General features: G+C 69.0%; 13 protein-coding genes. 10 read left to right on the top strand and 3 right to left on the bottom strand.

Going from position 1 to position 14,201, the window contains the following annotated elements:
- Positions 1–17: 17 nt before the first annotated feature.
- Positions 18–590 (bottom strand): YqgE/AlgH family protein, encoded by a 573-nt coding sequence (locus G7043_RS23225; RefSeq protein WP_166048707.1) that lies wholly within the window; start codon positions 588–590, stop codon positions 18–20.
- A 237-nt stretch (positions 591–827) separates the two neighbouring features.
- Between G7043_RS23225 and G7043_RS23220 the strand changes: the two genes are divergently transcribed.
- Entirely contained in the window at positions 828–2,168 is a 1,341-nt protein-coding gene (locus G7043_RS23220; protein WP_313888035.1) for an MFS transporter, read from the top strand.
- Here the strand turns inward: G7043_RS23220 and G7043_RS23215 are convergent.
- Both G7043_RS23215 and G7043_RS23210 read right to left on the bottom strand, forming a co-directional pair.
- The gene (locus tag G7043_RS23215; protein WP_166048705.1) at positions 2,097–2,351 is read right to left on the bottom strand and encodes a LuxR C-terminal-related transcriptional regulator; all 255 of its coding nucleotides are present in this window, start codon (positions 2,349–2,351) and stop codon (positions 2,097–2,099) included. The genes G7043_RS23220 and G7043_RS23215 overlap by 72 nt on opposite strands.
- 95 nt (positions 2,352–2,446) lie before the next feature.
- Positions 2,447–3,883, bottom strand: coding sequence for a CCA tRNA nucleotidyltransferase (locus G7043_RS23210; protein ID WP_166048703.1), 1,437 nt, complete (start codon positions 3,881–3,883; stop codon positions 2,447–2,449).
- 42 nt (positions 3,884–3,925) lie between these two features.
- Here G7043_RS23210 and G7043_RS23205 point away from each other — a divergent pair, with 42 nt between their 5' ends.
- From G7043_RS23205 to G7043_RS23165, 9 genes are all read left to right on the top strand, one after another.
- Positions 3,926–4,441, top strand: a complete 516-nt coding sequence (locus tag G7043_RS23205; RefSeq protein WP_166048701.1) for an NUDIX hydrolase — start codon at positions 3,926–3,928, stop codon at positions 4,439–4,441.
- Positions 4,438–6,732: a DUF6049 family protein gene (locus G7043_RS23200; protein WP_313888034.1), complete on the top strand. Its 2,295-nt coding sequence runs from the start codon at positions 4,438–4,440 to the stop codon at positions 6,730–6,732. The genes G7043_RS23205 and G7043_RS23200 overlap by 4 nt, the downstream gene beginning before the upstream one ends.
- The gene (gene murJ / locus G7043_RS23195; protein WP_313888033.1) at positions 6,729–8,369 is read left to right on the top strand and encodes a murein biosynthesis integral membrane protein MurJ; all 1,641 of its coding nucleotides are present in this window, start codon (positions 6,729–6,731) and stop codon (positions 8,367–8,369) included. The genes G7043_RS23200 and murJ overlap by 4 nt, the downstream gene beginning before the upstream one ends.
- A gap of 37 nt (positions 8,370–8,406) precedes the next feature.
- Positions 8,407–9,927, top strand: coding sequence for a protein kinase family protein (locus G7043_RS23190; protein WP_166048699.1), 1,521 nt, complete (start codon positions 8,407–8,409; stop codon positions 9,925–9,927).
- A 67-nt stretch (positions 9,928–9,994) separates the two neighbouring features.
- Positions 9,995–10,612 (top strand): RNA polymerase sigma factor SigM, encoded by a 618-nt coding sequence (gene sigM / locus G7043_RS23185; RefSeq protein WP_166048697.1) that lies wholly within the window; start codon positions 9,995–9,997, stop codon positions 10,610–10,612.
- The gene (locus G7043_RS23180) at positions 10,609–11,346 is read left to right on the top strand and encodes a hypothetical protein (protein WP_166048696.1); all 738 of its coding nucleotides are present in this window, start codon (positions 10,609–10,611) and stop codon (positions 11,344–11,346) included. The genes sigM and G7043_RS23180 overlap by 4 nt, the downstream gene beginning before the upstream one ends.
- A gap of 77 nt (positions 11,347–11,423) precedes the next feature.
- Positions 11,424–12,404 carry a thioredoxin-disulfide reductase gene (gene trxB / locus G7043_RS23175; protein WP_166048694.1) on the top strand — a complete coding sequence of 327 codons (981 nt, stop codon included), beginning with the start codon at positions 11,424–11,426 and terminating at the stop codon, positions 12,402–12,404.
- Between the two features lie 26 nt (positions 12,405–12,430).
- Positions 12,431–12,760 (top strand): thioredoxin, encoded by a 330-nt coding sequence (trxA, locus tag G7043_RS23170; RefSeq protein ID WP_086664891.1) that lies wholly within the window; start codon positions 12,431–12,433, stop codon positions 12,758–12,760.
- A gap of 220 nt (positions 12,761–12,980) precedes the next feature.
- Positions 12,981–14,120: an N-acetylmuramoyl-L-alanine amidase gene (locus tag G7043_RS23165; RefSeq protein ID WP_166048692.1), complete on the top strand. Its 1,140-nt coding sequence runs from the start codon at positions 12,981–12,983 to the stop codon at positions 14,118–14,120.
- The last annotated feature ends 81 nt before the right edge of the window (positions 14,121–14,201 follow it).

Genomic DNA, 14,201 nt, shown 5'->3' with positions numbered 1-14,201 from the left:
CGTGAATCAACGTTGACTCAGTTCTCGCGGACGTCCTTGGGGTAGGTGGACAGCAGCGCCAGCGGCATGCCCTGCCGGCGCAGCACCCGGCCCCACAGGTCGACGTTCGCACCGACGAGCACGTCGTCGGCCAGTCCGGTCACGACGATCCAGTCGCCACGATCGATCTCGCTCGCCAGCTGACCCTCGCCCCACCCGCTGTAGCCCGCGAACACCCGCAGGCCGCGCACCAACGGCATCAGGTCGTCCGGCTCCGCGTCCAGGTCGATCAGCGCCACCGGGCCCTGCACGCCGACCAGGCCCTCCACTGCGGACGGATCGGTGCCCGCCTTCAGAGCCGCCAGGCACAGCGCCGTCTTCTGCTCGACCGGGCCGCCGATGTAGATGCACTGCGGTTTTGTGACGTGCTCGCCCCACGGCGGCAGCACGTCGTGCACGGCGACCTCGGAGGGGCGGTTCAGCACGACGCCGAGAGTCCCCTCAGGACGTTGGTCGATGATGTAGACGACGGTGCGCGTGAAGTTCGGGTCGTTCAGGCTCGGAGCGGCAACCAAGAGGGAGCCTGGCTCGACTTCGGCATCGGGACGCACGTCACCATGAAATCACCCGTGATCGCCGGAACAACTCAGGGCCGCGCCCCGTTAGACTCAAGTGTCGGATGTCTTTGTGTCCCCCGGGCTCAACAGACAACTGCCTTCGCGGAATACCGTTCGGCTGGAGCCGCGTAGTGCATCGCGCCGTGAGGCGACCTGGCATCCGATCCAGGGGAGCCGGACCGCGAGGTCCGGCTTTCGTGGTTTTCACCACCACGCGCATAGAGTGCAACGGTGACAACGCTTGCGGTGGAGAAGCACCACTGGGGATCACGCCGGTTCCTCGGCATCCCCGCGTACCGCAGGCTTCTCGCCACTCGCCTCGCGTCCCAGTGGGGTGACGGGCTCTTCCAGGCCGGACTCGCCGGTGCCGTGCTCTTCAACCCCGAACGGCAGGCCGATCCGGCGGCCATCGCGGCCGGGTTCGCGGTCCTCCTGCTGCCTTACTCGTTCATCGGGCCGTTCACGGGCGCGCTGCTCGACCGCTGGGACCGCAAGAAGGTCATCGTCGTGGCGAACGTCACGCGGGCGGTGTTCATCCTGCTCACCGCCGCGGCGGTCGGGGCGGGGCTGAGCGGGCTGCCGCTCTACATCTCCGCGCTCATCGTCATGGGCATCGGCCGGTTCGTCGGATCCGGGCTCTCCGCGTCGCTGCCGCACGTCGTGCCCGAAGACCACCTGGTCGAAGCGAACGCGCTGGCCACGACGGCCGGCGCGATCATGGCCGTGATCGGTGCCGCCTGCGCGATCGGGTTCCGCACGGTGCTCGGCGCCGGTGACGGCGGGTCGGCGTGGACCACCAGCATCGCCGTGATCGGCCTGCTGCTCAGCGCGTTCATCGCCAGCCGGTTCAAGGCCGGTGTGCTCGGGCCGGACGAGGTCGACGAGCCGCACAACGCGTTCAAGGCCGTCGCGCGAGGTCTGCTGGACGGCGCGAAGGCCACCTGGCACACCCCGAGCGTCACGGCCGCCCTGGCCGCGGTGCTGGCGCACCGGGCGGCGTTCGGCATCAGCCTGATGATCACGCTGCTGCTGATGCGCTACAGCCTGGAGGACGTCGGCATCCTCAAGGCCGGTATCGGCGGGCTCGGCGAGGTCGCCGTCGCGGGTGGCGCCGGTGTGCTGCTCGCGGGCATCCTAACCGACCGGATCGTCGACAGGTTCGGCGTGACGCGGACCGTCTGCGGAGCGTTGCTGCTGTCCGCGGCCGCGCAGATCGGGCTCGGGCTGCCGATGACGCTGCCGACCATCCTGATGGCCGCCTTCGTCATCATCTTCGCCGGTCAGATCGTCAAGCTGTGCGTAGACACCGCGGTGCAGCACGACATCGGCGACGAAGTGCGCGGCAGGGTGTTCTCCCTCTACGACACCCTGTTCAACATCGCACAGGTCACCGCGGTGTCCATCACGGCGACGGTGGTCCCCCTGAACGGCCGCTCGCACGGCCTCATGATCGCCGCCGCCTGTCTCTACCTGATCGGCATGGCCGCGTTCCTGCTCCTGCTAGCGCGGAAACGGCAGGTGCAACATCCCGGCCTCGTGCGCGAAGACGACAGCAGCCACCCGATCGGGTAGGTCCAGTCGCCGCAGGATGTCGGCCACCTCGTCGGCCACCCGCTGTTGCCCGAAGCCGAGCACGCGCGCGATCTCGTGGTCTGCGTGACCGCGCGCGAGACACCGCAGCACGGCCCGTTGGTCGTCGGTCAGCACGTCCAGGTCATGTACCGCCGGACCTGCGGAAAGTCCCCAAGTGAACATCTGCACCACCCCCGTGCGCTCCCCTAGCGCACACCCATGGTGCAACCCCGCGCTGTCAGATCGCTAACGCGGGGATTTCATCCGCTCACAATGAGTCATCGCGCCGGGGGAGTGATCCCTTGCTCGCGCGCCCAGTCGAGCAACGCCGCCTCGGCCTCGTCACGGTCCAGCGGGCCCCGGTCGAGCCTGAGCTCCTTGAGGAACTTCCACGCGGCACCGACCTCGCGGCCCGGCGGCAGGCCGAGCAGCTTCATGATCTCGTTGCCGTCGAGGTCCGGCCGCACGCGCGCGAGGTCTTCCTCGGCCGCGATGCGCGCGATGCGTTCCTCGAGAGAGTCGTAGGTCCGGCGCAGCAGGTTCGCCTTGCGCTTGTTCCGGGTCGTGCAGTCCGCACGGACGAGCTTGTGCAACCGCGTCAGCAGGTCACCGGCGTCGGTCACGTACCGGCGCACGGCCGAGTCGGTCCACTCGCCGTTGCCGTAGCCGTGGAAGCGGAGGTGCAGGTAGACGAGCTTCGCGACGTCCTCGGTGATCTCCTTCGAGTACCGCAACGCCCGCAAGCGCTTGCGGACCATCTTCGCGCCCACGACCTCGTGGTGGTGGAACGAGACACCGCCGCCGGACTCGAACTTCCGGGTCGCCGGCTTGCCGATGTCGTGCAGGAGCGCGGCGATCCGCAACACCAGATCGGGTGAATGATCAACATCTTCAAGATCGATTGCCTGTTCCAGCACAACCAGCGAGTGGTCGAAGACGTCCTTGTGCTGATGGTGTTCGTCGATTTCCAGCTTCATGGCCGTGAGCTCTGGCAGCACGACGTCTGCCAGGCCGGTCTCGACCATGAGCTCGATGCCGCGGCGGGGATGCGCCCCGCACAGGAGCTTGGAGAGCTCCACCTGCACGCGCTCCGGCGTGATGCGGGTGAGTTCGCCTGCCATCGACCGCATCGCCTCGACCACCCGCGGCGCCGGGGTGAAGCCGAGCTGGGAGACGAACCGGGCCGCGCGCAGCATCCGCAGCGGGTCGTCGCCGAACGACTCCTGCGGGGTCGCCGGTGTGTCCAGCACGCCGTCGCGGGCCGCCTGCAGGCCTCCGGTCGGGTCCACGAACTCGCGGGCCGCCACGTCGAACGCCATAGCGTTGACCGTGAAGTCGCGGCGGACCAGGTCACCGTCGATGTTGTCGCCGAAGGTCACCTCGGGGTTGCGGGTGACACCGTCGTAGACGTCCGCGCGGAAGGTCGTGATCTCGATGATCTCGCCGTGCTTCGAGGCGCCGACCGTGCCGAACGCGATTCCGGTGTCCCACTGGGCGTCCGACCAACCGGACAAAATGCCCTGGATCTCGGCGGGGCGCGCGTCCGTGGTGAAGTCGAAGTCGTTCGTCGGGCGTCCCAGCACGGCGTCGCGCACACTCCCACCTACGAGGTAGAGGCGCTTGCCCTCGGCAGCGAACCGAGCGGCGAGCTCAGCGACGACGGGTGTGATGGCGGGCTGTTCCACCACCGCATTCTGCTGGAGCGATCGAGACACGAGAAACCAGCGTACTTAAGGTTCGTAAGTACGATCGGCCGTATGCCCCAGTCAGCCGCGCGTTCCGGGAGTCCCAAACCGGGGCGCCGGAAGAAGCGGCGGGGCAGGAGGCTCAAGACCGTCGACGAGACGTCGGCGGGTGGCCTGGTGCTCGACGGTGAGCAACGGGCGGCGGTGATCGGCAGACTTGACCGGCGAGGCCGGTTGCTGTGGTCTTTGCCGAAGGGTCACATCGAGGCCGGCGAGACCGCGGAACAGACCGCGGTGCGCGAGGTCGCCGAGGAGACCGGTATTCATAGCAGGGTGCTGCGCCCGTTGGGGTCGATCGACTACTGGTTCGTCGCGGACGACCGCCGGGTGCACAAGACGGTTCACCACTTCCTCCTCGAAGCGCTGGGGGGAGAGCTTTCCGACGAAGACGTGGAGGTCACCGAGGTGGCGTGGGTGCCCCTCGGCGAACTGGACGAGCGACTCGCGTATGCCGACGAGCGCCGCCTGGTCCGCCGAGCCGCCGAACTGCTCGCCGACCGCTGCCCTGACGGGGTGGAGTCGGCGTGAGCCTGAGGAAGCTCGTCTGCACAGCCGCTGTCGCCACGTTCCTGGTGATCGCCGCGCCGCCCGCGGGCGCCGTCGAGCAGTCACAGCAGGACGGGATCGACGCGCTGCCGTTCACCACGCCGACAGAGGTGTGGGCGACCAGATCCCTCTCCGCCCAGCCGGGCCAGCAGACGCCGCAGTTCCTGCGGCTCGACATCGCCCAGCTCACCCCCAGGTTCGTGACCAGCGACTCGCCGGGCACGGTCAAGATCACCGGCAAGATCGTCAACATCGGTGACCGCAAGGTCTCCGACATCGTCCTGCGCCTGGAGCGCGGCGAGCCGCTCGCCACCGAGGACGACCTGCGCAAGGCGTTGCGGGAGCCTGCGGCGGCCGAGTCGATCCAGCCCAAGTTCACGCCGATCGCGGAGGCGCTGGAGCCGGGCCAGCAGACGGACTTCACCCTCGAGGTGCCGCTGCGGGGGACCGAACCCACCTCGCTCGAGGTCGAGCAGCCGGGCATCTACCCGGTTCTCGCCAACGTCAACGGCAAGCCGGACTTCGGCGGCCAGGCGAGGCTCGCGGCGTTGTCCACGCTGCTGCCCGTGCTCGGCGTGCCCGGTGGCGAGACGAAAGGCAGGTCGGGCGCACCGGCGAAGCTCACCGTGCTGTGGCCGATCTCGGACCGGCCGCGACTCGTCCGGCTCGGCGGTGAGGGGCAGTCGGAGCTGATCGACGACGACCTCGCCACGTCGCTCTCGGTCAACGGCCGCCTGTACGGCGTGCTGCAGGCCTACGAGCAGGCGATCTCGTCGATGAGCACGGCCATGTGCGTCGCCATCGACCCGGACCTGCTGCGCACCGTCCAGGCCATGAGCACCGGGTACCGGGTGCGCGGTGGCGCGGAGGGCAAGGGCAAGACCGAGGCGAGGCTGTGGCTCGACCGGCTCAAGATGGCCGTCACCGGCCGTTGCGTGGTCGCGCTGCCGTACGCCGACGCCGACCTCGTGGCGTTGAACAGGGCGAAGCTCGGCACGATGCGCACGCTCGCGGTGACCGACGGCCCCAAGCTCATCCAGGACATCCTGTCCGTGCAGCCGCTGCCGAACCTCGTGTGGCCAGAGGACGGCGTGCTGGACCAGTCGACGTTCGACGAGCTGGTCACGCCGCAGCCGGACAAGAAGTACCCCGGCATGAAGTCGGTCCTGCTCGACCCGACCGGCCTCACCGACGCGCCGGGCACCGCACCGGTGGGCATCGGCGGCAAGAACCCGGTGACCGCCGTGAAGATCGACTCGATGGTCTCGGACGCGCTGCAGGGCAGCGACTCCCGGCCGCGCACGCTCTCCGGGGTGACCGCGCCGGTCGAGAACCAGCCGGTGTCCGTGCAGAACGCGCTGGCGGTGCTGGTGTTCCGCGCCGGCTGGCAGGGCGACGGCCGCACCGTGCTGGTCGCGCCGCCGCGCCGGTGGAACGCGCCGATCTCGGAGATGACCGAGTTCCTGACCGCGGCCCAGAAGCTGCTCGCCGGTGGTTACGCGGCCCAGACCGGGCTCGCGGAGCTCACCAACGCCACCCCGTCGACGACGAACGCCAAGGTCGCCTACCCGCCGGAGGCCGGTGCGCGGGAGATCTCGGCGATCATCGCGAACTCCGTCACGAACCAGAGCGCCGAGCTGAACGGCCTGGTCGCGGCCATGCAGCAGGAGGACACCCAGCACGCGTCGCCCGCCGACCTGGCCGACCCGCTGTGGCTCGGCCTGCTGCGCGCGATGTCCGGCGCGTGGCGGTCCAACGAGCAGGGCGCCCGGTCCGCGGTCGAGATCAGCCAGGACGAGCTCAACGCGCTGACCGGCATGGTCGCCGTCACCCAGCCGAACAGCCCGATCCTGCTCGGTTCGGGAGACAGCCCGATCCCGGTCACGATCACGAACAAGCTCGACGTCCGGGTGACCGTGCGGATCACGCTGGCCGACACGCCCGGCATCAGGAAGCTCGACCTCGCCGACCAGGTGCTTCCCGCCCGCGGTGAGCGCGTCGTGCGGGTGCCGGTCGAGGTCCTGCGGTCCGGCCGGTTCCCGGTCAACGTCCGGCTGACCACTCCCGAGGGCGTCGCACTGGGTGACGCTGTCAAGCTGGAGGTGTCGTCGTCCGCCTACGGCACGATTACGGTGATCATCACCGTGATCGCCGCGATCGCGCTCGTCCTGCTTTCCGGGCGGCGCATCTACAAGCGGGTCCGCGCTCGCAACGGCGAGAGCGGTGACGCACCGTCCATCGAGAACGTGACACCGGAGAAGTCGAGCGCGTGAGCGAGACAGCCACGACCACCGAACCAGAGCAGCAGAAGCAGGAGCCGTCGGTCGCCAGGGCCAGTGGCTCGATGGCGATCGCGACGATCGTCAGCCGCGTCACCGGCCTGCTGTCCAAGGTGCTGCTGGTCGCGGCACTCGGCATCGGCACCCTCAACGACTCGTACCAGGCGGCCTCGACGCTGCCGACGATGATCAACGAGTTGCTCCTCGGCGGCATCCTGACCAGCGTGGCGATCCCGCTGCTGGTCCGTGCCGAGAAGGAGGACGGCGACGGCGGCGAGTCGTACGCCCAGTGGCTGATCAGCATGGGGACGGCGATCCTCGGTGTCGGCACGGTGATCGCCGTGGCGTGCGCGCCGCTGCTCACCTCGCTGTTCATCGCCGACTCGCCGAACGCGAACCGGGACCTGGTCACGGCGTTCGCCTACCTGGTGCTGCCGGGCATCGTGTTCTACGGCCTGACGGCACTGATCGGCGCCGTGCTCAACGCCCGGCACGTGTTCGGCCTGCCCACCTGGGCTCCGGTCCTGAACAACCTGGTCGTGATCTGCGTCCTCGGCGTCTACTGGATGCTTCCCGGCGAGATCACGCTCAACCCCGTCTCCATGACCGACAGCCACGTGCTGGTGCTCGGTCTCGGCACCGCACTCGGTGTGGCGGTGCAGGCGTTGGTGCTGTTCCCGGCGCTGCGCAGGACCGGCTTCCGGTTCAAGTGGCGCTTCGGCTGGGACGCCCGGCTCGCCGAGTTCGGCAACCTCGCCTTCTGGGTGCTGCTCTACGTCGGCCTCGGTTTTGCCAGCATGACGGTGCTGACCAAGGTGGCCACGCACGGCGACGGCGCGCTGGCGGCGTTCAACTTCCAGTGGCTGATCGCTCAGGTGCCCTACGGCGTCCTCGGCGTCTCTCTGCTGACCGCGCTCATGCCGAAGATGAGCCGGGCGGCGGCGAACAACGACAACGACGCGATCGTGCGCGACCTGCTGTTCGGCAACCGCATGTCGTCGATTCTGCTCATGCCGTTCAGCGTCCTGATGACCGTTTCCGGTGTGGCGATCGGCCTCGCCGCGTTCGGGTTCGGCAAGTCGGGCGTGGAAGGTGGCACGGCGGTCGGCCTGGCGCTCGCGCTGTCCGCGTTCGGTCTGGTGCCGTACGCGGTCACGTTGCTGCAGCTGCGGGTCTTCTACGCGATGAAGGACGCGCGCACGCCGACGTTGATCCAGGCGCTGATCGTGGCCGTCCGGATCGGTCTTCTGTACTTCTTCCTCGCGGTGTCCCAGCCCGAGCAGCTCGCCGTCGGCGTGTCGCTCGCGATGTCGCTCAGCTTCGTCTTCGGCGCGGTCGTCGGTCAGGTCTGGCTGCGGATCCGCCTCGGGCGGCTGCGCACCGGCTTCACCATCTGGACCGTCTGTCTCACGGTGGTGGCGTCCGCGCTGGCCTTCGCGGTCGCCAAGGGCGTGAACTCGCTGCTCCTGGACTTGATCGGGTTCTCGAAGCCGGTTGTGGCCGCCTGGTTCGAGACCATTGTGGTGACTTTGATCGGTTTGCCGCTCGCGTTCGGCCTTTTGGCGGCGTTCCGGGTACCCGAGATGAAGCCGGCCATCGACAAGATCAACCGTTTGGTGCGGCGGCGGTGACTCCGGCCCGTGAGCGTCTTCCCGTACCCTCGTGCCCGTGAGTAGCGGAGTTCACGCCGCCCTTGTCCCCGGCGGCGTCATCGGCAACGGCCGATACCGCCTGCTCGCGAAATCAGGCGCGGACGCCCGGTCCAACGCCGAACTGTGGCGGGCGAGAGACGGTCAGCTCAACCGGGACGTCGCGATGACCGTGCTGCTCGGCGACCTCGCGGACAACGAAGCCGCGGCCCGTGCCCGCCGGACCGTCGAGCGCGCGATGCACGCGGCGTCGTTCACACACCCCGGCGTCTCCAGGGTGATCGACGTGCTCACGCCGGGCACCGGCATCCGCCCGGACGAGGGCATCCTCGGCATGGTCATCGCCGAGTGGACCCAGGGCACCGACCTGATGGACCTCATCGCGGAGGGTCCGCTGCCGGCGGGCGCCGCGACCCGCCTGCTCGAACCGCTGGGCGCCGCCATCGAGGGCGCGCACCACGCCGGTCTCGTGCTGGGCGCCGACCACCCGCAGCGCATCCGGGTCACCTCGGACGGCCGCCTGCGCCTCGCGTTCCCCGGTCCTCGGCCGGACGCGATCGCGCGCGACGACGTCAAGGGCCTGGGCGCGATCCTGTACCTGCTGCTCACCGGGCGGTGGGCGCTGCCGGGCGGTCCGCAGGGCGTGCCGGTTGCGCCGACCGGGCCCGATGGCTCCGTGGTCGCACCGAACGCGTTGCACCCGTACCTGCCGCACGACCTGTCGTCCGTCGCGGTGCGTTCGCTGGAAGACACCTCGGTGGGTGGCATCCGCACGTCCGCGGCGATCCTGCAGGTCCTCGACCAGATCGCGGCCGAGGAAGCCCAGACCTCGCTGATCCCGGCCGTGTCGTCGAAACGAGATGACGACGACGACCAGGTCGTGTGGACGACACAGCGTCCACGGCAGGACAAGCAGCAGAAGAAGAAGCTGTGGATCAGCGTCGCGGTGCTCGCCGTCGCCACGCTGACCGTGATCGTCTGGCTGAGCGTGCAGATCGTCGGGTTCTTCAGCGACGAGCCGTCCAAGGGCGGCGGCCCGACCGTGGTGATCAACCAGCCGGGGTCGAACGGCCAGTCCGCGCCGGTGCCCACGCCGGCCGGACCGGTGCAGCCGGGCCAGATCGGCGTCTACGACGTGACGAACCAGCCGGACAACGCGAACCAGGCGAGCCGGGCGGTCGACAACAACGCGACCACGTTCTGGCGGACGGACAACTATTTCCAGCAGTTCCCGGCCATGAAGCCGGGCATCGGGCTGATGGCGTCGTTCGCCGAGCCGGTGAAGCTGGCGTCGGTCACGATCACCTCGCCCAGCAAGGACACGCACGTCGAGATCCGGGTGGCGTCGTCGCTCGACGCGCCGCTGGAGGAGACCAAGGTCATCGGGGTCGCGAACCTGTCCGACGGGCAGACGCAGATCCAGCTCAACGAGCACGATCCGACCGCGCACGTGCTGATCTGGATCACGCAGCTGACGAACTCCGGCGGCGGCAAGAACCAGACGGAGATCCGCGAGATCCTCTACACGAGGGCCCAGTAGAACTACGCGGGCACTCCGGGTAGACCTGTCCGGGTGATCTGTGATCACGCTCGCTAAAGTGCGTTGCGTGACCGCCGCAGCCAGCTCGGACGCCGATCTCATCTCGGCCCACGCCGCAGGTGACCCCTACGCGTTCTCGGAGCTGGTGAAACGGCACCGCGACCGGATGTGGGCGGTGGCGTTGCGCACGCTGCGCGATCCCGAAGAGGCGGCGGACGCCCTCCAGGAGGCGTTCATCTCGGCCTTCCGGGCGGCAGCGTCGTTCCGCGCGGAGTCGCAGGTCACCACCTGGCTTCACCGGATCGTGGTCAACGCGTGCCTCGACCGGATGAGACGGCGACAAACAAGACCGACAGTGCCGCTGCCCGAGGCCGGTCCCGGCGAGCCCGTCGCGCCGCGTGACGCGATGAGCGACCGCGAGACCAGCCTGATGGTGCAGCAGGCGTTGATGGAGTTGCCGGAGGAGCAGCGGGCGCCCATCGTGCTCGTCGACGTCGAGGGCTATTCCGTCGCGGAAACGGCGCAGCTCCTGGGCATTGCCGAAGGCACGGTCAAGAGCCGGTGTGCGCGAGGTCGCGCCAAGCTCGCCAAAGTTCTCGGGCACCTCAGGAACCGAATCGCAGATGCGAACGTCCCAGCTGACGGTGTGAATGTGCAAGAGCAACGTCAGTGGGAGGGCCGATGACCGGCATGGAGCGCGTGCCGATGGGTCCGCCGTGGTCTGTGGACCTCATCGCGGACCTGCACGCGGGCGTGCTGCCCCCTGAGGTCGCCGCACAGCTGCGTCCGAGGGTCGAGGCGGACCCTGAGGCCAGGGAGGTCCTGCAGGCGCTGGACGCGACGCTGGCGGACCTGGAGGCGTTGCCCCCGATCCCGATGCCGGACCACGTGGCCGCCCGGATCGACGCGGCGCTGGCGGCCGAGGCCCGTCCGGCCGCACCCGTCGTGTCGCTGGACGAGGCCCGCAAGCGCCGCAACCGCAGGCTAGGCCTCGGCGGTGGCGTGCTGGTGGCCGCCGCGGCCGCGTTCGGCGTCGTGTTCGCCGTTTCCCCTGGTGGACAACAGGCGAACACCCCCGGTGACGCCGCGCCCGCACCGACGACGAACTCGAACGTCTCTGCTCCGCTGAGCTTGAAGCGGGACGAGCTGGGCTCCGCGGTCGGTGAAGTGCTCAAGGCGCAGAACTACGGCCCGCTGGAGACGCCCGACCGGTTGGCCGGCTGTCTGAAGGGCGGCGGCATCACCAGTTCGGGCAACCCGCTCGGCATCAGCCCGATCAACCTCGAGGGCAAGGACGCGGTGATGGCGATCCTGCCGGCCGGTCTCGGGAAATACCGCCTGGTCGTGCTGGACCCCACCACCTGCGGGCCGGACCAGCCGGCGGGCGTTCTCGCGGACACGACCGTGGGCCAGAGGTAGTCGTTCAAGTCACGGAATTAGCTGCACCTACGATCCGTTGAGCCAGTCAGACGACGAGATCGAGGAGTTGCAGAGCCGTGAGCGTGCGCAACGTGATCATCATTGGATCGGGACCGGCGGGCTACACCGCGGCGGTCTACGCGGCACGCGCGCAGCTGGAGCCCCTGGTCTTCGAGGGTTCGCAGTACGGCGGCGCCCTGATGACGACGACCGAGGTCGAGAACTACCCGGGCTTCCGCGACGGCATCATGGGCCCCGAACTCATGGAGCAGATGCGCGAGCAGGCGACGCGCTTCGGTGCCGAGCTGCGCGCGGAGGACGTCGAGTCCGTCGAGCTGACCGGTGAGATCAAGAAGGTCGTCGCGAACGGCGTCGAGTACGAGGCCCGCGCGGTCATCCTCGCGATGGGCGCGGCGGCCCGGTACCTGAACATCCCCGGCGAGCAGGAGCTGCTCGGCCGCGGTGTGTCGGCCTGTGCCACGTGCGACGGCTTCTTCTTCCGCGACCACGACATCGCGGTGGTCGGCGGCGGCGACACGGCGATGGAGGAAGCGACGTTCCTCACTCGCTTCGCCAAGTCCGTCACGCTGATCCACCGCCGCGAGGAGTTCCGCGCCTCCAAGGTCATGCTCGAGCGCGCCCGCGCCAACGAGAAGATCAAGTGGCAGCTGAACACGCAGGTCACCGACGTGCTGGGTGACGGCACGGTCTCGTCGATCAAGGTCAGGGACACCCGGACCGGCGCCGAGTCCGAACTGCCCGTCACCGGCTTCTTCCTGGCGATCGGCCACGACCCGCGCTCGGCGCTCGTCAAGGGTCAGGTCGACCTGGACGAAGAGGGGTACGTCGTCACGAAGGGCAAGACTTCCTACACGAACCTGGACGGCGTGTTCGCCGCCGGCGATCTCGTCGACCACGAATACCGCCAGGCCATCACCGCCGCGGGCTCCGGTTGCAGCGCCGCGATCGACGCGGAGCGGTGGCTCGCCGAGCACGGCGAGGAGCACGCCGAGATCGCGGCCGAGGCCGTCGGTGGCGGCTACGGCAAGAGCAACTGAAGTTTCTTCGAGTTCTAGGAGAGAACATGGCAGGCGCCACCGTCACGGTGACCGACAAGTCGTTCGCGGACGACGTGCTGACCAGCGAGAAGCCCGTGCTGGTCGACTTCTGGGCGACCTGGTGCGGCCCGTGCAAGATGGTTGCGCCGGTGCTGGAGGAGATCGCCGCTGAGCACAGCGAGAAGCTCACCATCGCCAAGGTCGACATCGACGCCAACCCGTCGATCGCCCGCGACTACCAGATCATGTCCGTGCCGACGCTGATCCTGTTCCAGGGCGGCCGTCCGGTGAAGCAGATCGTCGGCGCGAAGCCCAAGGCCGCGCTGCTCAACGACCTGCAGGACGTTCTGGCCTGACAAAAAGTTGCATGAGCTAAGAAAGTCTCTTGCAACGCGCAACATGACCCGCCCGTCTATCGATAAGACGGGCGGGTCATGTTCGTTTTTCGGTACCGGGAACGTGATCTCGGTACGACTGTGAGTAGCCCTGCATCGATCACTGAGCGCAGCAGGGCACAATGAGGGCTTCCCAACTGACGCGCCGACCAGGTTCGGCGCCCTAGTCGAGCGAGGGTGCATGCAGCTGCTCCGCCGCGGGGACGTCGGAAGTGATGTTGCCGAGATCCGGTCGACCCTGACCAGGCTCGGAATGCTTCCGCCTACCGACCCCCAGGCGCCGCCGGTGTTCGACCAGCAGGTCGAGCACGCCGTGCGCGCGTTCCAGCAGCAGCGGGGGCTGATCATCGACGGCATCGTCGGCCCGGCGACCTACCGCGCGCTGCGCGACGCGACGTTCTCACTCGGCGACCGTCCGCTCGCGTTCCTGATGTCGCAGCCGACCACCGGCGACGACGTGCTGATGCTGCAGGAACGCCTGCTGGAGCTCGGCTACGACGCCGGTCGCGCCAACGGCGTGTTCGGCCAGCAGACCGAGCAGGCGCTGAAGAACTTCCAGCGCGACTACGGCCTGATCGTGGACGGCATGTGCGGCCCGGACACCGTGCGCGCGTTGCGCCAGCTCCAGCCGAAGGTCCGCGGTGGCCGTCCGGTGCTGCTGCGCGAGCAGGAACGGGTCCGCAGCGCGGGTTCGCGGTTGTCGGGCAAGCGCATCGTCATCGACCCCGGACACGGCGGCCAGGACCGCGGTGTGGTGGTGGACGGCGTGTCCGAGGCCGACCTGATGCTGGACCTCGCCCGCCGGCTGGAAGGCAAGATGGCCGCCACCGGCATGGAGGCGCTGCTCACCCGCGGGCCGGACAACTGCCCGGACGAGGCGGAGCGCGCCCGGTTCGCGAACGAGGCCGGCGCCGATCTGATCCTGTCGCTGCACGCCGACGGCAACTCGTCGCCGAACGCGCAGGGCGTGGCGACGTTCCACTACGGCACCGGCAACGGCACGTCGTCCACGGTGGGCGAGGCGCTGGCCGGGTTCATCCAGCGCGAGGTCACCGCGCGCACGTCGATGTCGAACTGCGGTTCGCACCCCAAGACGTGGGACCTGCTGCGGCTCACCCGCTGCACGGCCGTCCGCGTCGAGGTCGGGTACCTCACGAACACCGAGGACCGCGCGCGCCTGGCGACGCCCGGCTTCCGCGACATCGTGGCCGAGGGCATCCTCGTCGCCGTGAAGCGTCTCTACCTACTCGGCAAGGACGACCAGCCAACAGGCACGTTCACGTTCAACGACCTGCTGCGCTACGAGATGGCCAAGGGCTGACGTTCCGGACGCAACGCGGGGGCCCCCCCGTTGTCAGGGGGGGGCAGTGGGGCCCCCCCCGGGAGTGAGGACGGGGGGGGC

This window comes from Lentzea alba (assembly GCF_011067745.1).
Lineage (GTDB): Bacteria > Actinomycetota > Actinomycetes > Mycobacteriales > Pseudonocardiaceae > Lentzea > Lentzea alba.
The sequence above is the reverse complement of the archived record's forward strand: the minus strand, read 5'-3'. Positions and strand labels throughout refer to the sequence as shown.

Coding starts and splice junctions, on each gene's coding strand:
- G7043_RS23215 (WP_166048705.1), bottom strand. CDS start 2,351: ATGTTCACTTGGGGACTTTCCGCAGGTCCGGCGGTACATGACCTGGAC.
- G7043_RS23205 (WP_166048701.1), top strand. CDS start 3,926: ATGCCCCAGTCAGCCGCGCGTTCCGGGAGTCCCAAACCGGGGCGCCGG.
- G7043_RS23180 (WP_166048696.1), top strand. CDS start 10,609: ATGACCGGCATGGAGCGCGTGCCGATGGGTCCGCCGTGGTCTGTGGAC.
- trxA (WP_086664891.1), top strand. CDS start 12,431: ATGGCAGGCGCCACCGTCACGGTGACCGACAAGTCGTTCGCGGACGAC.
- G7043_RS23165 (WP_166048692.1), top strand. CDS start 12,981: ATGCAGCTGCTCCGCCGCGGGGACGTCGGAAGTGATGTTGCCGAGATC.